Source organism: Oceanobacillus halotolerans (genome assembly GCF_010993955.1).
Classification (GTDB): domain Bacteria; phylum Bacillota; class Bacilli; order Bacillales; family Amphibacillaceae; genus Oceanibacillus_A; species Oceanibacillus_A halotolerans.
In genome coordinates this window covers 68,126-92,831 of the sequence record NZ_WIXL01000013.1, presented here as the reverse complement: position 1 = coordinate 92,831, position 24,706 = coordinate 68,126, and the positions used below count along the sequence as shown (strand labels likewise).

Here is a 24,706-nt window from a genome sequence, read left to right as displayed (position 1 = left end):
GAAAAATTTTTTTCATTAATTTAAAATCGCTATAAGCGTTGATTTATCAACTTTTATAGAGGGAGGCTGAAGCGTTCCCCGAGGAAAGCGAGTGTTTTCCGCTGCGGTAGTTAACCACTCATCCTATAAAGGATGATAAGAAAACATATTAAAACTATTGCGCACAATATAAATTATGCGTCGTAGAAAACAACAAAGTATGTGAAAAGAGCCTTCTCCTATGCTAAACTAGAATTAATTTACATAGAAAGGAAGCGGCAAATGATGCAATTTATTACATTAAATAACGGCATACGTATGCCACAGCTAGGTTTTGGAGTGTGGCAAGTACCGAATGATGAAGTAACCCCTGCAGTAGAAAAAGCACTAGAAGTAGGTTATCGTTCTATTGATACAGCCAAAGTGTATCAAAATGAAAGTGGTGTTGGAAAGGCTATTTCCAATAGTGGCGTCTCGCGGGAAGAGCTTTTTATTACAACGAAAGTGTGGAACAGTGATCAAGGATATGAGAGCACATTAAAAGCATTTGATGAAAGCCTAGATAGGTTAGGACTTAATAATGTTGACCTTTATTTAATTCATTGGCCAACACCAGAATTTGATGACTATGTAGAAACGTATAAGGCATTAGAAAAGCTATACAAGGATGGTCGGGTTAAAGCAATAGGAGTATGTAACTTTAATATTGAGCATCTTCAACGTATTTTAGATGAATGTGAAGTGGTTCCTGCAGTCAATCAGGTTGAATGTCATCCATATTTACAACAACAGGAATTAAAAGATTTTTGTCGAAAGCATAATATATATGTAGAAGCATGGAGTCCACTAATGCAGGGAGGGGAAGTGCTCCAAGACCCTGTTATTAAAGAAATTGCCGAAGAACATGGTAAAACACCTGCTCAAGTGATTATTCGTTGGCATATTCAGACTGGAACCATTGTCATTCCGAAATCTGTTACACCTTCACGGATTAAAGAAAACTTTGATGTATTTGATTTTGAATTGACATCGGATAATATGGATAGAATAAAACAACTTAATCGGAATGAACGAAAAGGGCCTGAACCAAGTCAAATGAATAAACGCTAAATTTGTTATAGACGTGTTTTCTATTTAGTCTCTGAAAACACGTTTTTTACTGTTTCATCAAATTCATGGAAAAAATCAGGGGTATCGTCTTCATGTAATCCGACATTCATATTTTGTGCAATAGCAGTATGGTACCATTTTTGATCGTTATAACCTGCATTAAACTGTTTCCATATAGTAGCCCCCTCTTCCTGGAGGCTATTTTCCAAACTCAGCAAGTTGTCAAGTTTATCAGCAACGATTAGAGCTTTAATGTCTTTATTGGCATCTTTAACAGTATCGATCGTATGCTGTTTCCGTTCTTTCCATGTCTTCGATTTATCCTCTGTATGAGCTGCAACTAACCCTGCGATATGGGAGCCAAATTGTCTTCGAATATATTCCGATGTATAGGGTGTATCCTCTACTACATCATGTAAATAGCCAGCACATACTAAAGCTTCATCAAATCCAGCTCGTTCTAAACGTTCGGCAACTCGAATTGGATGTGTGATGTATGGAACGGTTGAGTTTTTTCTTGTTTGACCTTCATGTGCTTTTGTGGCAAATTTCTTTGCTTTTATTTTCACGTTAATTGCTTCTCCTAGTATTTGACTTTTTTTTACTATACCATATAACATGAAACAATTATGTATGGAAAATGGCATTTTTACAGTGATTTTACTATAATGATTGGTATGATTATGCGGTAAAAAAAGAAATAAGGGATGGTGTAAATCATGGAAGAAGGCATTAATAAACGCAAGACAGAGCATATTCGCTTATGCTTAAATGAAAATGTGGAAGGAGTCGGAAAAACAACAGGACTGGAAGGGATTTCTTTTATACATAATGCCTTACCAGAGATTAATTTTGCAGATATTGATCTTAGCACAACATTTTTGAATAAGTCATTAAATGCTCCGTTTCTTGTTAGTTCAATGACGGGTGGGTCAGGTCTTGCAACAAAAATTAATCAAAATTTAGCAAAAGCTGCTGAAAGAAACGGATGGGCCATTGCACTAGGTTCAACACGTGCATTACTGGAAAGTGATGCACATAAAGATACTTTTGTATTACGTGAACAGGCACCAAATGTTCCGATCATCGCAAATATCGGTGCGGTACAGTTAAATTATGGGTATGGTGCAGAAGAATGCCAACGCATTGTTGATCTAACAGGTGCTGACTCTATTGTATTACACCTGAATAGTTTACAGGAAGCGGTACAAGATGAAGGGGATTTAAACTTCGATACTCTCTTACCGAAGATTGAAAAGGTTTGTCAGAGCCTAGAAGTACCAGTTGGGGTAAAAGAGGTAGGATTTGGAATAGATGGAACAGTGGCCAAACCATTATACGATGTTGGTATTTCTTATATCGATGTAGCTGGTGCAGGTGGCACTTCATGGAGTCAAGTAGAGAAATTACGTTCAAGGGATCCACTAAAAAAGGCGGCAGCAGAAGCCTTTAATAATTGGGGAATCCCAACGAAAGACTGTATTGTCTCTGTACGGAATCAATTACCAACTGTCCCGCTAGTAGCAAGTGGAGGTATGAAGACAGGTGTAGATGCAGCTAAAGCACTAACGATTGGTGCAGATATCATTGGGTTTGCGCGCAAACTCCTACAAGCTGCAACAAAGTCTGATGAAGCAGTGCAAGAGACGATGGAACAAATTGAATTAGAGCTAAAAATGACAATGTTAGGAATCGGAGCAAAGACACTTTATGATCTAAAAAATACAAAGCGAGTTAGCATAATGGGAAAATCACTATTAGAAGAAAACAGTTAAAGCATTTTTTGCTTTAACTGTTTTTCGTTTATTTTATCTTTTTCTTCTTATACTAAAAAAGATAGGAGGGAAATAAAAATGGACCGCGAGATGCATCAAAGTAAAGACAGTAAAATGATTCCTATGGCTTCCATAACAACTGGTGGTGGTCGAGAGGCGGCACCAGATGTGTATTACTACACGGATCAAATCGTCAATATTGGGTTTATCGGGGATCCACACGAAGGGAAGTGGGTATTAGTGGATGCAGGACTACCGAATGCAGCGCCAGAAATTCGTTCCGTGGTGGTGGATCGGTTTGGAAGAAAAAGTAAACCAGAAGCAATTATCTTAACGCATGGTCATTTTGATCATGTTGGGGGTTTAGTTGAATTAGTCGATGAATGGGAGGTGCCTGTATATGCACACCCATTAGAAATACCTTATTTAACAGGTGAGAAAAGCTATCCAGAGCCAGATGATACAGTTGAAGGTGGAATGTTAGCTAAAATTTCTCCAATGTATCCAAATGAACCAATTAATTTAGGTGATGCAGTACAGTCCCTACCAGAGGATAACAGTGTTCCAGGATTACCAGAGTGGAAATGGGTCCATACACCAGGTCATACACCAGGACACGTTTCCTTTTATAGAGAGAAGGATGGGATGCTTCTTTCAGGTGATGCCTTTATTACGGTAAGGCAGGATTCCTTTTATAATGTTTTAATGCAAAATGAGGAAATTAATGGACCACCTCGTTATTTAACAACGGATTGGGAAGCCAGTCGGAAATCGGTTGAGACGTTAGAGGCTTTACAACCGAAAACAGTCGTTCCTGGGCATGGTTCTGCTGTTGGTGGCGAAAAATTAAAAGAAGGATTACGAAAGCTGGTAGAAAATTTTGATTCACTGGCTATACCAGATTACGGTAAATATGTGGATGGACAGGATCGCATGCATTAAATAGAACCAAAGAGGTACCACCTCTTTGGTTTTGGTTGCTTAAAAGATTCTTGCTTTTACCAACAATAATCTTAGTGCGTACTTAATGTAAATTGCATCGTTGATTTCCGCTTCGGACAGTAGCTTTCACCACGGGCATAAGTGCGACATCTGTTCAAACTTTACGCTTTCACAGTGTCTACTTTACCGCAGGCACGGCCTCAGCCTCCTCTATAGAAAAGCTAAAAGCGCCTTGGTCACCCCCGATTAGAAAACTTGGCTTTTCGCCAAGTGGCAAAAGCCTTAGTTGCACTTATGCAGTAAGAATGTTTTTCTTATCTGCCAAGCTTAAGCCGAGCCTCGGCGTGGTGCTTTGTGCGCGTAATGTGGATTGACTTAAGACCTCGAGGGGGTAGGCGCTGTAGCTAGACATCGTGAGCAAAAGGCGCTCGCTGTGGGGTCTTCAGACTGTTCCTTTTCCCATGGGAGTCTCGCATTTTCCACAGCTTAGAATAATTTTTGTTACGATGTGAAATAACTCAAAGAAATGTTAATTTTAGGAGCTATAACTACTTATTAATTAGAAAATCTCTATCAGTGTAGGCAGAATACGTAGACTCCTATGGAAACAGCACGTGTCCGAAGACCCCGCAAGAAGCGGTTTATGCTTCTGAGGAGGCTGAGGCCGTGTCCATGGAAAGCGGAGTGTTCTGCCGGAACGAATTCAAACACTCAACCCTCATTGAATAAGAAATAGCGACTTTCCGAAGCGGAATCAATGGCACCATTTACTGCGTATAATATAGAAGATGCGACGTAAGAAAACAACAAAATATTCGAAAAGATTCATAAATCAATAAGCACAATATTACCGAATGAAATTAATCCTGTGATAAAATGACAATCAAGAAACGAGGTGTATGTACATGAAAATAGAAGTTTGGTCTGATTTTGTTTGTCCATTTTGTTATATAGGTAAGAGGAGATTAGAACTTGCACTAGAACAATTCGAGCATAGTCAAGGTGTAACAATTGAATATAAAAGTTACGAATTAGATCCCAATGCAGAAAAGAACCCTGGAAAGAGTATTCATGAATTGCTCGCAAGTAAGTATGGGATGAGTGTGGAAAAAGCAAAAAAAGCAAATGAAGATCTTGGAAAACAAGCTGCTGAGGTTGGATTAACTTATCATTTCGATACAATCAAACATACGAACACATTTGATGCACATCGTGTAGCAAAATTTGCTTCGGAAAATGACAAAGGTACCGAAATGACGGAAAGGCTACTAAAAGCGTATTTTACAGACTCCAAACACATTGGTGAACACGATACATTAATTGGACTTGCAAAAGAAGTAGGGCTAGATGCCGATAAAGTCGAAAACATGTTAGCAGGAAATGAGTATGCTTCGCGTGTTCGGGATGATGAGGAACAAGCGAGAGATTTAGGAGTCCAAGGCGTACCATTTTTTGTCTTTAATGAAAAATATGCAGTTTCTGGTGCACAACCGTTAGAGGTATTTCAAGAAGTATTAGAAAAGGTATGGGTAGAAGAAAAGGAAAAACCATCGATTCAAACATTAAATCCACAAGGATCTAAAACAACATACTGTACAGATGAAGGTTGTGAAATAGACGAGAAATAATAACTTTTTATATTATAATTGGAAAAGCTAACACATGGAAAACGGAATTTTCTCCATGTGTTAGCTTTTTTGCACGTTAGGAAAGTATAAAATCTTAGCTAAGATGTGGACTCGACGTGGTTAAAATTTTAATGTCCCAAGTATAAGAAAAACTCACACATTCGCTAAAGGGCGGGCGAATGCGAGTTTTTCTAATAAGGTAAAAAAGTTGGCCTCATTACTGCCTTTTATAGGAAAGGCCACGTCCAGCTCCAGCGCCTACCCCCTCGAGGTCATAAGTCAATCCTCTTTGTGGCAAAGAGCGCCACGTCGAGGCTTGGCTTATGCTTGGCAGATAAGAAACTACTTACTGCATAAGTGCAACTAAGGCTTTCGCCACTTGGCGACAAGCCAAGTTTTCTAATCGGGGGTGATCAAGGCGCTTGCGCTTTTCTTAGTCATATATTGTATGAAATTTTTTGGCAATTATATTGACGTATAAACGAAATGTGCTATACTTGTAATTGGAAATCTAATTGATAATGAATCTCATTCTTAATTAGAATAGATTCCAACTAATAATCATTATTAAGAGGACATTCTATGAAAATACGATATTTAGTTATAGCTATTATAGTATTATCACTAACATCATTATTTATTGGGGTTACAAACATATCACCATTTAGTCTATTCGACTTAACAGAAGCGCAGAAACAGGTATTATTTGATAGTCGATTCCCTCGACTACTCAGTATCCTAATTGCTGGTATGAGTATGAGTATTTGTGGCCTAATTATGCAGCAACTCAGTAAAAATAAGTTTGTTTCACCTACAACAGCTGGAACATTGGATTCAGCACGATTAGGGATATTAGTCTCATTAATGGTATTCACAGCAGCCAGTCCATTACAAAAAATGATTGTATCTTTTGCTTTTGCATTAATAGGTACGTTCATTTTTATGAAGATTTTAGAAAAAATCAAATTTAAAGATGCCATATTTATTCCACTAGTTGGTTTAATGTTTGGGAATATCATTAGTTCTATTTCTACTTTTTTCGCCTATAGAAATGATCTAATTCAAAATATGTCTTCCTGGATGCAAGGCGACTTCTCGATGATTATGAGTGGGAATTATGAATTGATGTACGTAAGTATTCCAATTCTAATCCTTGCCTATTTTTATGCGAATAAATTTACGATAGCAGGAATGGGAGAAGATTTTTCAAAAAACTTAGGCTTAAACTATCGACAAGTAGTGAATCTTGGACTCATTATTGTTGCATTAGTAACCGCATCTGTTGTACTAACAGTAGGTGTAATTCCATTTTTAGGTCTCATCATTCCAAATATTGTGACGATTTATCAAGGAGATCATTTAAAGAAAAATTTATTACATACAGCACTTCTAGGCGCTGTATTTGTCTTACTGTGCGACATCATTGGCAGGGTCATTATTTATCCTTATGAAATTCCGATTAGTTTAACAGTTGGTGTAATTGGAAGCGCAATATTTATCTACATGCTTGTAAGGAGAAGAAAATATGGACTATAAGAAAAAGACAGTGATCCTTGCCGTTATTGCCATATTACTAGGACTTTTATATATCTTTTATGATCTCAGTGGAAATATTGGATATATTTTGCCAAGACGAATCATTAAAATTGTCGCTATTATCTTAACAGGTGGAGCAATTGCCTTTGCAACAACTGTTTTTATGACTATTACGAATAACAGAATTTTGACACCCAGTGTTTTAGGGTTAGACTCCCTATATTTATTAATTCAAACGTTTATTATTTTCCTATTTGGGTCAAACTCACTTGTCATGATGAGTAGTAACATTAACTATTTAGTTTCGGTAGGCCTTATGGTGTTATTCTCATTAATTCTCTACCGGCTATTGTTTAAAGGAGAAAAAAACAATATTTATTTTCTCCTACTAATTGGGATGATCTTAGGGACATTTTTTAGTAGTTTTACATCGTTTATGCAAGTATTAATTGATCCAAATGAATTCATGGTCGCTCAAGACCGTATGTTTGCAAGTGTAAATAATGTGAATACAGATCTTGTCTATCTATCAATCGGATTGATTGTGCTTGCTACATTTTATTTCATAAGATTTTATAAATATTTAGATGTTATTGCATTAGGGAAAGATCATGCAGTTAATTTAGGTGTTCCATATGATTATGTTGTCAAACGGATGCTAATCGTTGTCGCAATTCTTATTTCGATTGCAACTGCATTAATTGGTCCAATTACATTTCTTGGATTATTAGTTGTAAATGTAGCATATGAATTTTTGAAAACCTATCGACATTTTTATCTCATCATTGGTTCTATCCTTATAAGTATTATTGCACTAATTGGAGGCCAATTTATTGTTGAGGAATTGTTTACATTTCAAACAACTATTAGTGTGATTATCAATTTTGTTGGGGGGATTTACTTTATTTATTTATTGTTACGAATGAATAAAGCATAGTAACCTTAAGTTTATTTTGGAAAAGGAGTGTTCATCATGCTAGATGTTAAAAATGTTTTTAAAATGTATAACAAGAAGAAGGTTGTAGAGGATGTGTCAGTGAAGGTAGAAAAAGGCACAATTACATCCTTTATCGGTCCAAATGGTGCAGGAAAAAGTACATTAATATCGATGATTAGCCGTCTTATTGCGAAAGATGATGGAGAAATTACGATTGATGGGCAAGATATTCTAAAAACGAAAAATAATGAACTTGCGAAGAAGATCTCCATTCTAAAGCAATCGAATGCCATTAATTTAAAATTAACCATTCGTGAATTAGTTTCATTTGGACGCTTTCCATATTCTCAAGGTAAATTGAAAGATAAAGATTGGGAGAAGGTCGATGAAGCGATTGATTATATGGAGCTTCGAGATATAGAAGATAAATATTTAGATGAGCTTAGTGGTGGCCAACGGCAGCGGGCACATATTGCGATGGTGATCGCACAAGATACGGAATATATTTTACTTGACGAGCCACTTAATAACCTAGACATGCGCCATTCTGTTCAGATTATGAAGACTTTGCGTAGGCTTGTTGATGAACTTAATAAAACAATTGTGTTAGTCATCCATGATATAAATTTTGCTTCTTGTTATTCCGATCAAATTGTTGCATTGAAGGATGGAAAAATTGTTAAACAAGGTAGGACTTGTGATGTGATTGATAAATGTGTATTAAAAGATATATATGATATGGATATCGATATTCAGGAAATTAACAATAGACGAATATGCGTCTATTTCGATTAAAAGCAACTGAGTAGTTACAGTAGTACTTCAAAATCCCCAAAAAATAAAAAAGTCTGGCCATTCATATAATGGCCAGATAGAAAACTTGTAATGGATATTGGCCTAAGCCATTACAAAAGAATAATACTTATTAATAAGTTTACCTCATTAATGTGATTTGGTAAATTAAAATGATTGCAAAAAAATAAATAACATGTTCTTTCATGTTTGGAGCGCTCAACGTGAATTTGAACTCTATGATGTTATTTTTTGGGGAAATGGAGTATTACTAGTAACTACCCTAGTTACTTTATCGTAGAAAAATAAAACACAAAGGAGAAAAGAATATGAAAAAATTTTTTCTAATGGTCGTAATGATTCCTTTTATTTTTACAATTTCAGCCTGTGGCTCATCGGAGGAGGAAGGAACAAGTTCATCAAACAACGATACAGAAACGATTACCGTGCAACATGAACTTGATGAAACGGATGTTCCTAAAAATCCAGAAAAGGTGGTAGTGTTTGATTTTGGTATTTTAGACACGATGGATAAGCTTGGAATAGATGTAGCAAGTATACCTAAAGGGAGTACACCAAATTATTTGGAAAAATATGAAGGAGAAGATTATGCCAATGCAGGAAGTTTAAAAGAGCCAGATTTTGAAGCAATTGCAGAATTAAACCCAGATTTAATTATTATTTCTGGTCGTCAGGCAACGCTTTATGAGCAACTTTCTGAAATAGCACCAACAATTCACCTTGGAGTAGATACTACGAGATATATGGATTCCTTTAAAGAAAATATGGAAACAATTGGAAAGATATTTGATAAAGAGGACGAAATCAGTTCTGAATTAGAGGGTATTGACGAATCGATTACGACATTAAGTGAACAAGCAGAAGAAATCGGTAAGAATGCACTGATTATTTTAGCAAACGATGATAAAATTAGTGCGTATGGTCCGAATTCCCGATTTGGTTTGATACATGATGTGTTTGGTGTTCCTGCAGTTGATGAAGGGATTGAAGCTTCTACACATGGGATGAATGTAACATTTGAATATGTGATGGAACAGGACCCTGATTTATTGTATGTAGTCGACCGTAGTGCAGTTGTTGGTGGAGAGAATTCAGCAAAACAGCTTGTTGAAAATAAGTTAGTAGAAAATACAAAAGCATACCAAAATGATGATATTGTGTACTTAAATCCTGATTACTGGTACTTATCTGGTGGGGGGCTAATTTCGGTAGGAGAAATGATAAAGGAAATAGAGGCTAGTCTTAACTAACAGAGGGAATAAAAGCGGCCTTACAGGCTAAAAACACCACTGCTTATACCTATCGACAATAGAACGTCCTGTCGAGTCTCACTGGCTAAAACCGTCACGTCAATCTCAACGCCTAGTATTAGCACGTCCTGTGCGTCGAAGCTGGATGTGGCCTTTTTTATAAAATGGTAGTAATGCGGCCAATTTTTATGCTTTCTTACTTAGATGAAGTTTGGCATAATAATGGAGTGCTTGATTAGACCAGCTATCATTTGAGTTGACGGTGGAAAATGGATCAATCCATAGCTTAAGCAGAGATTGAAGAATAATCATTAATAAATGCATCACGCCAATTAATGGTGTGATGCATTTATTATGTTATCTAATTTGGTAAAGAATTTTTTCATATCATCATCTTTACCGATTGTTATCCGAAGATAGTTTTGAATGCCCTGTTTCTGAAAGTGTCTGACTAATACGCCTTCTTGTTTAAGCTTCTCATAAATGTCTTGTGCCTTTTCGGTTGGGTGGGATGCAAAAATAAAATTTGCCTGTGATGCAAGTGTATGAAACCCGCGTTTTTTCATTTCTTTCATAACCCATTGCCGTGTTTCAATAATTTTCCTAGTCGTTTCTTGAAAATAAGTTGTGTCCTTGATAGCTGCTGTTGCGCCAGCTATTGCTAACCGATCCATCGTGTATGAGTTAATGGAATCTTTTATACGAATTAATGCTTCAATTAAGTCTGGATGTCCTAGTGCAAATCCAACACGTAACCCTGCAAGAGATCGTGACTTTGACATAGTCTGTACGATTAATACATTATCATATTTGTTAACAAGTGAAACAGCTGACTCAGAGGCAAAGTCTATATAAGCTTCATCAATAATGACTACTTGGTCCTCGTTTTGTTGAACGATTTCTGCAATGTCATCAAGTGATACGTAAAGACTTGTAGGTGCATTTGGATTTGGAAAAATGACACCACCTTTTGATTGGAAAAATGCTTCAGGATTCATTGAAAAATCTTCCTGCAGTGATACTTCTTCATATGGGATATTAAATAGTTTTGCATAAACTGGATAAAAGCTATAGGTTATTGCTGGAAAGCGAATCACCTTATGTTCTTCAAAAAATGCCATAAAAGAAAAAGCTAATACTTCATCAGAACCATTTCCAACAAATACATTTTCTTTTGATAACTCATAGGTATTTGCAATTGCGTGACGTAATGAATCAACAGTAGGAGAGGGATACAAACGTAAACTTCTCCCCACTTCCTGTTGAATGGCATCGATGACATTTGGTGATGGTGGATAAGGGTTTTCGTTTGTATTTAATTTTAAAATGTCAGGCTCGTGGATTTGCTCTCCTGGAACGTAAGGTGCCGTACGCTTTGCCATGTCACTCCAAAAATTACTCACCTGAATTCCCCACTTTTTGAAGGTGTCTTTTATATAATTCCTTCTTAATATCTTCTACGTTAACACCTGCTAATTCCATCAATACAAGGGTGTGATACGTTAAATCGGCAATTTCCCAAACCATTTCTTCTTTATCATCATTTTTAGCACCGATTATGACTTCACTTGTTTCTTCTCCTACTTTTTTTAGAATTTTATCTATTCCTTCATTGAAAAGATAGGTAGTGTAGGAGCCTTCTACAGGGTTATTTCTCCGATCTTTAATATTGGTTACTAAATCATTGATAACTTGACGAGTCGTATCTTCTTGGTGATAAAGTGTTTGGTAAAAACATGTTTCTTCTCCTGTATGACAGGCAGGTCCTTTTGGTGTTACCTCAACAAGTAAGGTATCACGATCACAATCATAAGAAATTTTGTGTACTTGTTGTTTATTCCCAGATGTTTCTCCTTTATTCCAAAGTGTTTGCCGTTTTCGACTAAAAAACCACGTTTCATTTGTATCGATTGTCTTTTGCAAGGCATCCTGATTCATGTAGGCAAGTGTTAATACATCTCCAGTGTTTGCATCTTGTACAATAGCTGGAATTAATCCGTTTTCATCAAATGTAAGTTGATCAAGTTCCATTGTCATTATTAGTTCCTCCTGACAGTTATTTCATTTTCGTTTAAGTAGTTTTTTAAGCTAGGGATTTCAATTTCACTATAATGGAATACAGATGCAGCTAATGCGGCATCAGCATTTCCATCTTGTAAAATAGTGGAGAAGTGTTCGTTTATCCCGGCACCACCGCTAGCGACAATAGGTATATTAACGGCATCTGCTATTGATTTGGTTAATTCTACATTATAACCACTTTTTTCTCCATCTGTATCAATTGCATTAACGACAATTTCTCCTGCGCCTAATGATTCTCCACGCTTTGCCCATTCAATGGCATCAATTCCTGTATTCTTTCTCCCGCCATTAATATAAACGTCCCAAGTGCCGTTCTCTGATTTTTTTGCATCAATTGATAAGACAATACATTGGCTACCAAATTTTCTTGCAGAATCCTGAATCAATTGTGGATTTTTAACGGCAGCACTGTTAATCGATACCTTATCAGCGCCTGCACGTAATACGCGATGAATATCCTCAACTGTTCGAATACCACCACCTACTGTAAATGGAATTGCAATTTCTGCAGCAACATTTTCTACAATATCTAGAAAAATATCACGACCTTCATTAGAGGCTGTTATGTCATAAAAGACCAACTCATCAGCACCAGCTTTATTATACTTCTTAGCAAGTTCAACTGGATCTGCGACATCTTGTATGTTTTGAAATTTTTTCCCCTTTACAACACGCCCTTGATCCACATCTAAACAAGGAATAATTCGTTTAGCCAACATTTGTATCACCATCCAATAACGCCTCAAGCGATAATGTACCATCATAAAGAGCTTTTCCAATAATAGCACCATAAAGGTTTAACGATTGTAGTTTCTTCACATCGTCTTCGGTTGTTACACCACCAGAAGCTATTACTTGAATGGTTGTTGCTTCATTAATCGTTTGCAATTCTGTAAAATTAGGTCCTTTTAACATGCCATCTTTAAAGATATCTGTATAAACAATTGTTTTGACACCTATTTCTTCTAGCTCTTTGATTAGGTCTGTTGCCTTAACCGAACTAGTATGGAGCCATCCATCTGTAGCGACATAGCCATTACGTGCATCAATCGAGACTGCGACCTGATCACCAAATTGGCTGACGGCTTCTTGTAAAAAGGTTTTATCTCGTATTGCAGCTGTTCCAATAATGACACGGCTTACCCCAGCAGCAAGATAATCTTTAATAATGTTTAAGGAACGAATCCCACCACCAACTTGAATAGGAATAGAGGTATTTTGTGCGATAGCTTTGATGGTTGGTTGATTGACAGACTCACCAGTTTTAGCACCATCTAAATCAACGATATGAAGGTACTCAGCTCCTTTATTTGCCCATTGTTGTGCGATTTCTTCAGGGTTGTCCCCATATACTTTTTCTTGGTTATAATCACCTTGAACTAGTCGAACACATTTGCCATTTCGGATATCAATCGCTGGAAATAAAATCATGAAATCATCTCCCCGAAGTTTTTTAAAAGCTGTAAACCTGTCTCTCCGCTTTTTTCTGGGTGGAATTGCATACCTATAATGTTATCTTTTTTGACAATCGCAGGAACAAGTCCACCATATTGTGTACTGCCAAGTAATGTATCCTCTTCAAATGTTGCTACTTGATAGGAATGAACAAAATACACGTAAGATTCATCATCTATGTTTGTGAAAAGTTGATCTTGCTTTAGTTTGGATAATGTATTCCATCCCATATGTGGTACTTTTACAGAATCGTTAATACGCTTTACTTCCCCTTTTAATAATCCTAGACCATTCCAATTTCCATTTTCATAACTTTTCTCATAAAATAACTGCATCCCTAGGCAAATACCGAGAATAGGTTTCCCAGCAGCTGCTGCTTGTTGTAATGTATCCGCTAAATCTAATTCTGTGATGGCGTCCATGGCATCTTTAAAGGCACCAACACCAGGAACGATGATAGCTCTACTACTTTGAATGGTTTCTTTATCTGTCGTTAAGCAAGAATCAAGATTGAGCTTTGTTAAAGCAAATTGTAAGCTTTTGATATTTCCAGCACCATAGTCTATTATTGCGATCATTGCTTCTTCTCCTTTTGATGATAGATTTATTTGACACTTTTCGTATAATTTGTTGCTATTAAAAGTATCAGTTATAATTACCGCTACGAAAATACACTTCGCTTTCCGCGGACTCCCCACGAGCCTCCTCGTGAAACCCACACTGTGGGGTCTCTTAGGCTCGTTTTTCCGCAGGAGTCTCTGTGTATTTCCTCCGCTGATTTGTGCTATTCCAATTCACATTATTTATGCTGCTAATAGGAAAGTTGATTGGGCTTTTGAACACAGTTGTTTTCCATAGGAAAAGGGAGAATTTTAGCAGTATTACATCGTAAAAAGAAAACTGGTCTATATTCTCGAAAAGTACCTATTCTGTCTCCACTGGTGAAGGTTTTCTAATTAATAATTAGGTAATTATAACTCCTTACAATTCGTGGATTTCTGTCTCACACTAACAGAAAACTATTCGAAGCTGTGGAAAATGTGAGACTCCTACGGGAAAAGGAACAGTCTGAAGACCCCGCAGCGAGTGCTTTTTGCTCGCGTCGAGGCTGAAGCGTTCCCCGTGGCAAAGAAGACACTGTGAAAACGAACAGAGAGAGTTTGAACAGATGTCGCACTTGTACCCATGGTAAAAGCGAGTGTTTTCCACAGCGTTGGTTTAGCACTCACCTTATAAAGAATGGGAGGAAGCCATTCTAAACATTTACAACGCATAATTTATCTGCTGTTCATTAAGCAAGCATACTTATAAAAGCAACAATTGAGAACAAGCTTTTAATTTAAAGTGTTCCTTTTGTAGATGGGACACCATCAATACGTGGGTTTTTTCGGCTTGCTTCATCTAACACACGGCCGAACCCTTTAAAAATTGCTTCAATGATATGATGGGTATTAGATCCATATTGTAGGTTTATGTGCAAGGTGACATTTGCATTTTTAGCAAATGCAAGGAAAAATTCTTCTACCAATTCAGTATCAAAATCTCCAACCTTATCCTTTAGTCCATCGACATGATAAACGAGATAACTTCTTCCACTAATGTCTAATGAAAGGGTAGCTAACGCTTCATCCATTGGCGTTGTGATAGTAGCGTATCGTGTAATTCCTTTTTTCTCACCAAGTGCATCTCTAAATGCTTGTCCTAAAGTTATTCCAATATCTTCAACTGTATGGTGTTGATCCACTTCCAAATCGCCATTACACGTAAGGCTTAAATCAAATAATCCGTGTTTCGTCATAAGGGTTAACATATGATCCAAAAAACCGACACCTGTTTGGATGGATAGTTGACCTGTGCCATCAATTGCAAAGTCTAGTGCAATATCTGTTTCATTCGTTTTTCTACTAATAGATGATTTACGCATTTTTATCATCTTCCTTCCGCACTTGAATGGAATTGGCGTGTGCCGTTAATCCTTCTGTGTTTGCTAATGTCTGAATTGCCTCTGCAGCATCCAATAATGCAGCCTTAGAATATTGAATAATACTAGACTTTTTCATGAAATCATAAACACCTAATGGTGATGAAAATTGTGCGGTTCCACTAGTTGGTAGAGTATGGTTTGGACCAGCAAAATAGTCACCTAATGGTTCTGGTGAATAGTTTCCTAGAAAAATAGCACCTGCATGTCTAACATAGCTAATATGTTCAAATGGGTTTTCGATCATTAACTGTAAATGTTCAGGTGCAACCTCATTTACGATATCAAATGCTTCTAATAGGTTGTTCACCACAATAATAACACCATGATTCTGAACAGACTTTTCAATGATTGCCTTTCTTTCAAGAGTAATAGTTTGTTCGGCTATTTCCTTTTGAATGGATTCTGCCAGTTCCTCACTTGTTGTAATACATATTGGTTTTGCAAGTTCATCATGTTCTGCTTGTGAGAGTAAGTCAGCAGCAACATAAGCAGGTGGTGCACTACCATCAGCTACAACACATATCTCACTTGGACCTGCTATCATATCAATGTCGATATCCCCATAAACCCACTTTTTAGCACGAGCGACAAAGATATTTCCAGGGCCAGTTATTTTAGCAACTGGGCTAATGGTTTCTGTTCCATAGGTAAGTGCTGCGATGGCTTGAGCACCTCCTAGTTTGTATACGACATCAACACCAGCTTCAGCTGCAGCAACTAATACATGTGGATTAATTGTTCCATCTGGCTGAGGAGGTGTTGTCATTGCAACTTGTTCAACACCTGCAATCTTAGCTGGTAAAACATTCATTAAAACAGTGGAGGGATAAGCTGCTTTTCCACCTGGTACATAAATCCCAACATGGTCCAGCGGTGTTATTTTTTGGCCAAGTGTAATACCAGCTGCCTCAGAGGTGAACCATGACTTTTCTTTTTGTGCTTTGTGATAATTGGTAATGTTCTCTTTTGCTTTTGTTAATGCTTGTAGGAAATCAGTGCTAACTTTTTTCTTTGCATCGTAAAATTCTTCATCGGTAACCTTTAGTGCATTTAATTTCACTTGATCAAATTTCTCCGTGAGTTGGAATAATGCTTGATCTCCTTCTTCTCTCACTTGTGAGATGATCTGAAGGACAGCTTGATCAACATCCTTCTGTTCTAGAGAAGCAGCAGTTAATTTGCGTTTTTCTTGTGTAAATTGTTTCCCTGTGATTATTTTCATTTTTCATCACTCCAAGGCAGACTTTAATGTATTCATCACTTGATGAATTTGGTCAGATTTCGTCGTGAAACTTGCCTTATTAACGATTAATCTTGTACTGATGTCTTCTATTTCCTCTAAAATGGTTAGTCCGTTTTCTTTCAATGTATTGCCTGTTTCAACAATGTCTACAATCACATCGGATAAGCCAATCAGTGGCGCTAGCTCAACAGATCCATTTAGTTTAATGGTATCCACCGATTGGCCCTTTTTTTGAAAGTAATTTCTAGCGATGGTTGGAAACTTGGATGCAATAGTTAGTTTCTTAGCAAGGTCGATTGTTTCTCCTTTTTTGCCAGCTACGACCATCTGGCATTTCCCTTGCTTTAAATCAAGCATTTCATATACATCCGCTTCTGCCTCGAGAATATTATCTTTTCCGACAATCCCAATATCTGCAGCACCTTTTTCCACGTAAGTTGGGACATCTAATGCCTTTACAAAGATTAGCTTAATAGACTCATCATCACTATAAAAGACTAGTTTTCTAGACTTATCATGAAATGCACTAAACGTGATACCAGATTGCTCCAGTAATTCAATTGTACTGTTAGCTGTACGTCCTTTTGCTAGTGCTAATGTAATGGAAGTCACTTACACTTCCTCCTCTTCATTTTGGATAAGTTTTATTAGTTCATCAGGATTAGAAAAGGTATATGTTTTATTACTTACCATGTAAATATTTTCCTCTTTGTTAAAATAAATGCCTGATGTGTTCTGTTGCGAGTCCTCTGACTCTATACAACTAGTTATAATAGTAAACCCGTTATTACGTAATTGGTTAGCCGCTTTGAGTGCATCTTGTTGTTTTGTTTGATCATAATAGATCATTGTTTCTGAGTTCTCAGTGGATGACTTGCATAGGCCTTGTTGTTTCAATGTATCAACGAGTGTATCAATATGAAAAGCAAACCCAATAGCTGGAATGTCTGTTCCAAATTCTGCTGCTAATTGATTATATCTACCACCCATTAATACAGGCTTTCCGACGTCTTCTATAAAACCTTGGAATACAATCCCTGTGTAATAATCCATATGGTTAATTAAACCAAGGTCAAACACACAATAATCTTCAACACCATATGCCTGTAAAACACGATAGACATCGATTAAATTTTGTAATTCTTGCTGCATTTTTTTATTTTGCACAATTTCCTTCGCTTTTTCGATAACAAATTGTGGTTTACCATATAAAAATGGGATTGCTAATATTGCTTTTTTCAAATTGTTGTCTAACGAAAGCTTATCTAAAAATGGTTCTAATTCAGCAATGTTTTTCGTTTTAATAAGCGTTTGTACCTTACCAAGATCATGAACTGAGAGATGTTGTGCAATCAATTCTTTGAAAAAACCAGCATGGCCAATTTCAAGTTTAAAATTGGAAAAGCCAAAATCATCTAATGTATGGGAGGCTAATTTGAGAATTTCTGCATCAATTTCTGGTGTCCCTTTACCAAAATATTCAACCCCGGCTTGGGTATTTTCCTTATCTGCCGCATGTTCTGTAGATTGACGGAATACATCTAACACATAAAAGAAACGCCTTTCCGTATTCGAATTATGGTTATGTAACGCATTCATACGTGTGATTGGAATGGTAACATCTGGTCTTAGTACTAGCACCTTTCCAGTAGGATCCATTACTTTTATCATTTCATCAGGATGAACTGTCCCCATCATGGATGAGTACAGGTCATAATATTCAAATGTAGAAGTCCGTACTTGTTTATAGCCATAAGTAGAAAATCGTTCTTTTACGGTTGTAATCATGTAATCTCTAATTTGAAAATCTTCTACGTTCGTGTCCTTGGCATTGTTAAAAATATATGATTGCAATGTCAAATCCCCTTCCGATAACGAACATCTCACTTTATTGCTTTATTGCTTTATTTAATTAAAGTTATATAGTATTCTAGTAATTAATCGGAAAAAAGTCAATAGATAAGGAGTGTTTTTCATGTTTGACTATCATATACACAGTGATTTTTCTGCGGATTGTAATACCCCTATGGAGGAGACGGTAAAATCTGCAGTGGAAAAAGGGGTAACAGAAATCTGCTTTACAGAACATATTGATTATGATTATCCGGACTCTTCTATTGTATTTGAGTTTAATCTAGAAGATTATGACCAAAAATTAAATGAGATTAAACAAAATTACCAACATCAAATTACTCTAAAAAAAGGAATCGAAATTGGTGTCCAACCACATTTGTTAAAACGATATAATGATCTGTTACAAAATGAAAGCTTTGACTTTATCATTTGCTCCATGCATACAACAGATAGAAAAGATCTTCACTCTGGTTCTTTCTTCAATAATAAAACGGTGGATGAAGCTTTCTTGATGTATTATGAAGAGCTATTGTCTTGTATTAAACAATTTAAAAACTATAATGTGTTAGGGCATGTCGACCTTGTAAAACGATATGCTACAGAGAAGCCATCCAATGATTTTCATGACGTGTTGACACAAATCTTTAAACAGGTTATTGCAGATGGAAAAGGAATTGAATTAAATACATCTGGCTTTCGTTATGGATTAGAGAATGGAATGCCAAGTGTTGACATTTTAAAACTATATAAAGAATGTGGTGGGGAGATTCTAACGCTTGGATCTGATTCACATGTTTCTTCAACAGTTGCATATCAATTTAATGAGTCAATCGAGTTGTTAGAATCTATCGGGTTTAAGTACATTACAACATTTGAGCAACAAAAGCCTCAATTTCATCCAATTGATAAAGTGCGAAAACAAAATGTCAAATAATGTTCAAATTAGTTTACAAATAGAAGCAAAGAACAAGTGGTATAATAGAAGAGATCGACCTAAAAAATCGTAGGTGTTACATGATGAATTATGTTAAAAAGCTATTGTTAATTATTGCAGGGACGATCTCATTGGTGTTAGGAATCATCGGAATTATTTTGCCATTAATTCCAACCACACCACTACTTTTATTAGCAGCAGCCTGTTATGTACGAAGCTCAGAACATTTATATACATGGTTAATTACGAATAAATACTTTGGTTCTTATATCCAGAATTATCGCTTAGGGAAGGGGATTCCACTTAAAGCGAAAGTTACAGGAGTATCTGTATTATGGATAACAATGGGATATACCATTTTGTTTGTTGTACCTCTTATGATGGTAAAAGTTTTATTATTTGGTATTGCATCTTATTTTTCTTGGTTCATTCTAAAACAAAAAACATTGCAAAAGGCAGAGGAATAGAATAAATAACATAGTATGGCAGATCATGCCCACTTTCTAGTGACAAGAACATCACCTATCCCTTACAATATAGTAAGGGCAAATTGAATCAGTAAAGGAATGATTTAGGTGGTAAATCATCGGATGTACGACATATTGACGAAAATCACATCAAAGAACAATGTGATGGTGGATGAACCGTTAAAAAATCATACGTATACACGTTTAGGAGGAAATGCTGACTATCTCGTCACGCCTGAAACGTATGAAGAAGTACAACAAATTGTTAAACTAGCAAATCAAGAAAATATAAAATTCACATTACTAGGGAATGGCTCCAATTTAATTGTGAAAGACGGTGGAATTCGTGGGATTGTCATGAATTTGAAACGGCTTAACCGTATTCAAACAGATGGTACAATAATTGTTGCACAAAGTGGTGCTAGAATTATTGATGTTTCAAGAGAAGCATTACGTCAAACCCTAACAGGATTAGAGTTTGCCTGTGGTATCCCAGGTTCTGTTGGAGGGGCACTATTTATGAATGCAGGTGCCTATGGTGGTGAAATTAAAGATGTATTAACAAGTACAATTGTAGTTGATCGGGCAGGTGATCTTCTTCATCTTTCTGCTGATGAATTGGATTTAACGTACCGAAGTAGTAATATACCAGAGAAAGGTTATATCGTGTTAGAAGCGACCTTTTCACTTAAAGAAGGTAATCACCATGAGATTAAAGCAGTAATGGATGACTTAACTTATAAACGGGAATCGAAACAACCATTGGAATATCCATCTTGTGGGAGTGTATTCAAACGACCGCCAGGATATTTTGCTGGGAAATTAATACAAGATAGTGATCTGCAAGGAAAGCAAATCGGTGGAGCACAAGTATCATTAAAGCATGCTGGGTTTATTATTAATAAGGAAAACGCTACAGCAAAGGATTATATTAATCTAATTCAATTTGTTCAAAAAACCGTAAAAGAAAAATTTGATGTAAGTTTAGAACGAGAAGTAAAAGTTATTGGTGATGATAAGGAATCATAATAGCAGGATCTTTTCGTATACTTTGTTGTTTTCCACAGCGTGGGATTAGCACTTACTTTATAAAGAATTTATTGCACATAATATATCAACTATCACTAAGTTTCAAACTAGAAAATTAACCAATTTTTTTGGAAAACAGCCTAATAGAAAAAGCATTGAGGTATCCTCAATGCTTTTTTGAATTGCAATATTAGCTTCTGAAACGGTGCAAGAAGGTTTGCAGTCGCTCATTTGTTGGATTTTCGATTACCTGACTTGGTGGTCCCTCTTCTGCAATAACCCCTTCATCTAGGAATAATACACGATCAGCAATATCGATTGCGAATTCCATTTCGTGTGTAACTAATACCATTGCCATTTCACCTTCTTTGGCAATATCACGAATAACCTCCAATACCTCTCCAACGAGTTCGGGATCAAGTGCTGAGGTTACTTCATCAAATAACATTACTTTCGGTCGCATAACAAGTGCACGAGCCATTGCAACACGTTGCTTTTGACCACCAGAAAGCTGACTAGGATAGTTATCAAGCTTATCCCCTAATCCAACTTTTTCAAGCATCTCAATTGACCGTTTTTTAGCAGATTCCTTATCTTCTTTTTGCACATGAATTGGTGCGGTCATGCAATTTTCTAAAATAGTCATATGTGGGAATAGATTAAAGTGTTGAAAAACCATTCCAATATCCCCACGAACTTCACGTAAATGTTTTTCATTTGCAGGAACTAGTTTACCATCTTGTTCCATATGCCATAGATATTGGCCATCAACAATAATATGTCCAGATGTAGGTTGTTCTAATGTCATTAACATACGAATAATAGTTGTTTTCCCTGAACCACTAGGTCCGATCACCGCAACTTTTTCACCTGGCATAATATCTAAGTTAATACCTTTAAGTACTTGTACATCACCAAATGACTTATGAACATCTTCATACTTCACAATTGGTTCTTGTTTACTTTTTGATTGATCTGTCTTATCTTCATTTTGCAAAGTTTGTTCTGACATTACATCACAGCTCCTTTACCTTCCTCTTTTAATGGTTTACTACCAGTTGGCGCCTTTTTGTCAAAACGTCGGTTCATTTTCTTCTCTAACTTACTAACAAGTATTGCTGATGGATAACTTAAAACTAAGAATAATATGGCAACAATGGTTAATGGTTCTAAATAACGCCAATGTTGTGCACCATAATCATTAGCCATCTGCAATATACCTACTACACCAATAGTAGATGCTAATGGAACTTCCTTAAACATGATAATCAAATAGTTTCCTAGCATTGGAATGGTAGGAGGTATTGCTTGTGGTAAAATTATTTTAGTCCATTTTTTGGTCGTTGAGAAATTTAAAGCCTTTGAAGCTTCCCATTGCCCTTTTTCAACTCCTTCAATACCAGAACGATAGACTTCCCCAATATACGTACTGAAATGGACTCCTAGCCCTAATACAGCACTTGTAAATGGATCCAGTGCTACACCAACTACAGGAACCATTGGTAAAGCATAAAAAATAAAGAATAATTGTACAAGTGGTGGGGTAGAGCGAATAAATTCCATCACCCAGGTTACAATCCAATTGATTGGTTTATATGGAATACGACGTAAGAATGTCCATACAAAACCGAAAACTAACGCAAATATATAACAAGCAAATGTTAATCCTATTGTAATTCCCAATCCTTGTATAACGATAGGGAAGGCGTCAAAGAATATATCCCAATTCCAGTTATTCATTAACTAGCCACCCCTTTCTTGGAAATGTCCTCCATTTTACGAGTTAAGAATATTAGTGGTAACGCTATGATAAAGTAGAAGACAAGTACTAAGAAATAAACAGTCGGTGCTGCTGATAAATCAGAGCTTCTTAAGATGTTTCCATGATATAAAATATCCGTCATACCAATGAGGGAAACAAGGGAAGTTGCTTTAAGCATTTGGATGAGATAATTTCCAAATTCTGGTAGCATCATTCGTACAGCTTGTGGAAAAATAACGAATCTCATCCGTTGAAAACGAGACATGTTCAATGCTGTGGCAGCTTCGGTTTGCCCCTTTGCAACCGATAGAATAGATCCACGTACAATCTCAGACATATATGCACCATAGTTTAATGCAATTGCTAATACCCCTGCCAGCAGATTACTTCCTAGATCAAATCCAAATAACATTGGAATAGCATAGTATAACCAGAATAACTGTACAATTAAAGATGTTCCACGGAAAACCTCTACATAGAAGCCAGTAAATTTGCGGAGGATTAGATTATTGGAAAGACGGCAAAGTCCAGCAATAAAAGCAAATAAATATCCGAAAATAGCGGATAATACGAGAACAACAATGGTAATTTCAATTCCCTTTAACAGGACGGGAAATACTTCACCTATTGTACTAAAAATTATGATCACTCCTTTATAAAATGATTGATCAAGCATAAGAAAAAGGGTCAGACCCCCTGGGTGAGGGAGCCGGACCCTTGGAGTCATTACAAGTTTGATTGTTTAACAATTTAATATCTTTTTAGCTTATGAAATTTCTCCGCTACAGATTTTTTCTGTTGTAACATCATCTGGAACAGAGTTCATTTGAGCACTGAAACCGTTTGCTTCTAATAATTCATCAACAGTTCCATCTGCTTTTAGTTCAGCAAGAACTTCATTATATGCTTCACGCAAGCTGTCGTTGTCTTGATGGAAAGCAGCTGCACCATAACTTGGAATACCTTCAATATCTTCAGGTTGTTCAAATTCTTCAACGAACTCTAATTGATCAGTGTCCGCTGATTCTAATGCCATTTTAATCGTCATTTCAGTACCAGTAGTTGCATCAGCACGACCTGATTCAACAGCTGAGAAAGTTGCTGGAATATCTGGAGCACTTTGGATTTGATCTTCAGATACACCTTCTTGTTTCAAGAACTCATTTTCTGTAGCACCAGACATAACAGAAACAGTTACATCAGGGTTGTCTGCAATATCTTTATAGCTAGTTAAACCTAGTGGGTTTCCTTTTTGTACGATTAATCCTTCCCCATACATCATTTCTGGTTCACCAAAGTCTGCGTTCTCACAACGATCGGGGTTAATTGCCATACCAGCTGTAATAACATCAAATTGTTGTGCGTTAAGACCTGGAATTAATTGGCCAAATTCAGCTAGTTGAGAATCCATGTTATCAACACCTAATTCAGCGAATACAGCAGCAGCAATATCAACTGCAGCACCTTTTAATTCTCCATCTTCTTCATATGCATAAGGTTTTTCATTTGCAAACCCAATAGTTACAGTTCCTTCTTCTTGTAGTTCGGCAAGTCGACCTTCACTTTCACTACTACTTTCTCCACTTTCTTCACTTTCTCCGTTGTCTTCGTTATCTCCACTATCCCCACTGCTTGTATCATCAGAACCACATGCAGCTAATAGAATTAGAGATAAGAATAAAACTGACATAAATAGTAACTTCTTCATGCTTAAAAAAGACCTCCCTTTGAATTTAGAAAGAATATTATGTAGAAGTACCCCTGCTTCATACATAAAATGCACTTCTCTCTATGACTCTTTTACTAGGTACAAATCACCCCACTAATTCAAAAAATTTTTCATATATACGGTAGGTGTTTTGACCAAGCAGTCATACTATTATGTTATAGTTAAATAGTTTTGTTCTCAAATGGGATAAATTTAGA

Annotated in this window: 25 protein-coding genes; 11 read left to right on the top strand and 14 right to left on the bottom strand. The window is 36.5% G+C overall.

Annotated features, from left to right (window positions below):
- The first annotated feature begins 264 nt into the window (after nucleotides 1-264).
- Nucleotides 265-1,089, top strand: a complete 825-nt coding sequence (locus GHC26_RS13485; RefSeq protein WP_163971796.1) for an aldo/keto reductase — start codon at nucleotides 265-267, stop codon at nucleotides 1,087-1,089.
- A 20-nt stretch (nucleotides 1,090-1,109) separates the two neighbouring features.
- Here GHC26_RS13485 and GHC26_RS13480 read toward each other — a convergent pair whose 3' ends face one another.
- A complete protein-coding gene (locus GHC26_RS13480; protein ID WP_163971792.1) occupies nucleotides 1,110-1,658 on the bottom strand; it encodes an HD domain-containing protein in 549 nt (182 codons plus the stop codon).
- A gap of 150 nt (nucleotides 1,659-1,808) precedes the next feature.
- On the opposite strand from GHC26_RS13480, the gene fni reads away from it, so the two are divergent.
- The 7 genes from fni (at nucleotide 1,809) to GHC26_RS13445 (ending at nucleotide 9,970) form a co-directional block, all read left to right on the top strand.
- On the top strand, nucleotides 1,809-2,864 hold the full coding sequence (gene fni, locus GHC26_RS13475; RefSeq protein ID WP_163971791.1) for a type 2 isopentenyl-diphosphate Delta-isomerase: 1,056 nt from the start codon (nucleotides 1,809-1,811) through the stop codon (nucleotides 2,862-2,864).
- A 78-nt stretch (nucleotides 2,865-2,942) separates the two neighbouring features.
- A complete protein-coding gene (locus tag GHC26_RS13470) occupies nucleotides 2,943-3,806 on the top strand; it encodes an MBL fold metallo-hydrolase (protein ID WP_163971790.1) in 864 nt (287 codons plus the stop codon).
- A gap of 905 nt (nucleotides 3,807-4,711) precedes the next feature.
- Nucleotides 4,712-5,434, top strand: a complete 723-nt coding sequence (locus GHC26_RS13465) for a DsbA family oxidoreductase (RefSeq protein WP_163971789.1) — start codon at nucleotides 4,712-4,714, stop codon at nucleotides 5,432-5,434.
- 582 nt (nucleotides 5,435-6,016) lie between these two features.
- Nucleotides 6,017-6,970, top strand: a complete 954-nt coding sequence (locus GHC26_RS13460) for an ABC transporter permease (RefSeq protein ID WP_163971788.1) — start codon at nucleotides 6,017-6,019, stop codon at nucleotides 6,968-6,970.
- Nucleotides 6,960-7,907: an iron chelate uptake ABC transporter family permease subunit gene (locus GHC26_RS13455; RefSeq protein ID WP_163971787.1), complete on the top strand. Its 948-nt coding sequence runs from the start codon at nucleotides 6,960-6,962 to the stop codon at nucleotides 7,905-7,907. The genes GHC26_RS13460 and GHC26_RS13455 overlap by 11 nt, the downstream gene beginning before the upstream one ends.
- A gap of 36 nt (nucleotides 7,908-7,943) precedes the next feature.
- Nucleotides 7,944-8,702 carry an iron ABC transporter ATP-binding protein gene (locus tag GHC26_RS13450; RefSeq protein ID WP_163971786.1) on the top strand — a complete coding sequence of 253 codons (759 nt, stop codon included), beginning with the start codon at nucleotides 7,944-7,946 and terminating at the stop codon, nucleotides 8,700-8,702.
- 326 nt (nucleotides 8,703-9,028) lie between these two features.
- Entirely contained in the window at nucleotides 9,029-9,970 is a 942-nt protein-coding gene (locus GHC26_RS13445) for a siderophore ABC transporter substrate-binding protein (RefSeq protein ID WP_163971785.1), read from the top strand.
- A 332-nt stretch (nucleotides 9,971-10,302) separates the two neighbouring features.
- On the opposite strand, the gene hisC is transcribed toward GHC26_RS13445, so the two are convergent.
- From hisC to hisZ, 9 genes are all read right to left on the bottom strand, one after another.
- A complete protein-coding gene (gene hisC / locus GHC26_RS13440) occupies nucleotides 10,303-11,373 on the bottom strand; it encodes a histidinol-phosphate transaminase (RefSeq protein WP_163971784.1) in 1,071 nt (356 codons plus the stop codon).
- The gene (hisIE, locus tag GHC26_RS13435) at nucleotides 11,366-12,007 is read right to left on the bottom strand and encodes a bifunctional phosphoribosyl-AMP cyclohydrolase/phosphoribosyl-ATP diphosphatase HisIE (RefSeq protein WP_205599225.1); all 642 of its coding nucleotides are present in this window, start codon (nucleotides 12,005-12,007) and stop codon (nucleotides 11,366-11,368) included. The genes hisC and hisIE overlap by 8 nt, the downstream gene beginning before the upstream one ends.
- Before the next feature lie 2 nt (nucleotides 12,008-12,009).
- On the bottom strand, nucleotides 12,010-12,771 hold the full coding sequence (hisF, locus tag GHC26_RS13430; RefSeq protein ID WP_163971783.1) for an imidazole glycerol phosphate synthase subunit HisF: 762 nt from the start codon (nucleotides 12,769-12,771) through the stop codon (nucleotides 12,010-12,012).
- Nucleotides 12,761-13,483, bottom strand: coding sequence for a 1-(5-phosphoribosyl)-5-[(5-phosphoribosylamino)methylideneamino]imidazole-4-carboxamide isomerase (gene hisA, locus GHC26_RS13425; RefSeq protein ID WP_163971782.1), 723 nt, complete (start codon nucleotides 13,481-13,483; stop codon nucleotides 12,761-12,763). Before hisA ends, hisF begins: the two co-directional genes overlap by 11 nt.
- Complete coding sequence (hisH, locus tag GHC26_RS13420) at nucleotides 13,480-14,085, bottom strand: imidazole glycerol phosphate synthase subunit HisH (protein WP_163971781.1); 606 nt, start codon at nucleotides 14,083-14,085, stop codon at nucleotides 13,480-13,482. Before hisH ends, hisA begins: the two co-directional genes overlap by 4 nt.
- 761 nt (nucleotides 14,086-14,846) lie before the next feature.
- Complete coding sequence (gene hisB, locus GHC26_RS13415; RefSeq protein WP_163971780.1) at nucleotides 14,847-15,431, bottom strand: imidazoleglycerol-phosphate dehydratase HisB; 585 nt, start codon at nucleotides 15,429-15,431, stop codon at nucleotides 14,847-14,849.
- Nucleotides 15,424-16,713 carry a histidinol dehydrogenase gene (gene hisD, locus GHC26_RS13410; protein WP_163971779.1) on the bottom strand — a complete coding sequence of 430 codons (1,290 nt, stop codon included), beginning with the start codon at nucleotides 16,711-16,713 and terminating at the stop codon, nucleotides 15,424-15,426. The genes hisB and hisD overlap by 8 nt, the downstream gene beginning before the upstream one ends.
- Before the next feature lie 6 nt (nucleotides 16,714-16,719).
- Nucleotides 16,720-17,346, bottom strand: a complete 627-nt coding sequence (gene hisG, locus GHC26_RS13405; RefSeq protein WP_163971778.1) for an ATP phosphoribosyltransferase — start codon at nucleotides 17,344-17,346, stop codon at nucleotides 16,720-16,722.
- Nucleotides 17,347-18,588 (bottom strand): ATP phosphoribosyltransferase regulatory subunit, encoded by a 1,242-nt coding sequence (gene hisZ / locus GHC26_RS13400; protein ID WP_163971777.1) that lies wholly within the window; start codon nucleotides 18,586-18,588, stop codon nucleotides 17,347-17,349.
- Between the two features lie 121 nt (nucleotides 18,589-18,709).
- On the opposite strand from hisZ, the gene GHC26_RS13395 reads away from it, so the two are divergent.
- The 3 genes from GHC26_RS13395 (at nucleotide 18,710) to murB (ending at nucleotide 21,018) form a co-directional block, all read left to right on the top strand.
- Nucleotides 18,710-19,522 carry a histidinol-phosphatase HisJ family protein gene (locus GHC26_RS13395; protein ID WP_163971776.1) on the top strand — a complete coding sequence of 271 codons (813 nt, stop codon included), beginning with the start codon at nucleotides 18,710-18,712 and terminating at the stop codon, nucleotides 19,520-19,522.
- A gap of 83 nt (nucleotides 19,523-19,605) precedes the next feature.
- Nucleotides 19,606-19,989 (top strand): YbaN family protein, encoded by a 384-nt coding sequence (locus GHC26_RS13390; protein ID WP_163971775.1) that lies wholly within the window; start codon nucleotides 19,606-19,608, stop codon nucleotides 19,987-19,989.
- A 123-nt stretch (nucleotides 19,990-20,112) separates the two neighbouring features.
- Nucleotides 20,113-21,018 (top strand): UDP-N-acetylmuramate dehydrogenase, encoded by a 906-nt coding sequence (murB, locus tag GHC26_RS13385; protein ID WP_163971774.1) that lies wholly within the window; start codon nucleotides 20,113-20,115, stop codon nucleotides 21,016-21,018.
- Nucleotides 21,019-21,208: 190 nt separating this feature from the next.
- On the opposite strand, the gene ehuA is transcribed toward murB, so the two are convergent.
- From ehuA to ehuB, 4 genes are all read right to left on the bottom strand, one after another.
- Nucleotides 21,209-22,030, bottom strand: coding sequence for an ectoine/hydroxyectoine ABC transporter ATP-binding protein EhuA (ehuA, locus tag GHC26_RS13380; RefSeq protein ID WP_163971773.1), 822 nt, complete (start codon nucleotides 22,028-22,030; stop codon nucleotides 21,209-21,211).
- On the bottom strand, nucleotides 22,030-22,758 hold the full coding sequence (gene ehuD / locus GHC26_RS13375; RefSeq protein WP_163971772.1) for an ectoine/hydroxyectoine ABC transporter permease subunit EhuD: 729 nt from the start codon (nucleotides 22,756-22,758) through the stop codon (nucleotides 22,030-22,032). The genes ehuA and ehuD overlap by 1 nt, the downstream gene beginning before the upstream one ends.
- A complete protein-coding gene (gene ehuC / locus GHC26_RS13370) occupies nucleotides 22,758-23,456 on the bottom strand; it encodes an ectoine/hydroxyectoine ABC transporter permease subunit EhuC (RefSeq protein WP_163971771.1) in 699 nt (232 codons plus the stop codon). Before ehuC ends, ehuD begins: the two co-directional genes overlap by 1 nt.
- A 90-nt stretch (nucleotides 23,457-23,546) precedes the next feature.
- Nucleotides 23,547-24,488 (bottom strand): ectoine/hydroxyectoine ABC transporter substrate-binding protein EhuB, encoded by a 942-nt coding sequence (gene ehuB / locus GHC26_RS13365; RefSeq protein ID WP_163971770.1) that lies wholly within the window; start codon nucleotides 24,486-24,488, stop codon nucleotides 23,547-23,549.
- Between the last annotated feature and the right edge of the window lie 218 nt (nucleotides 24,489-24,706).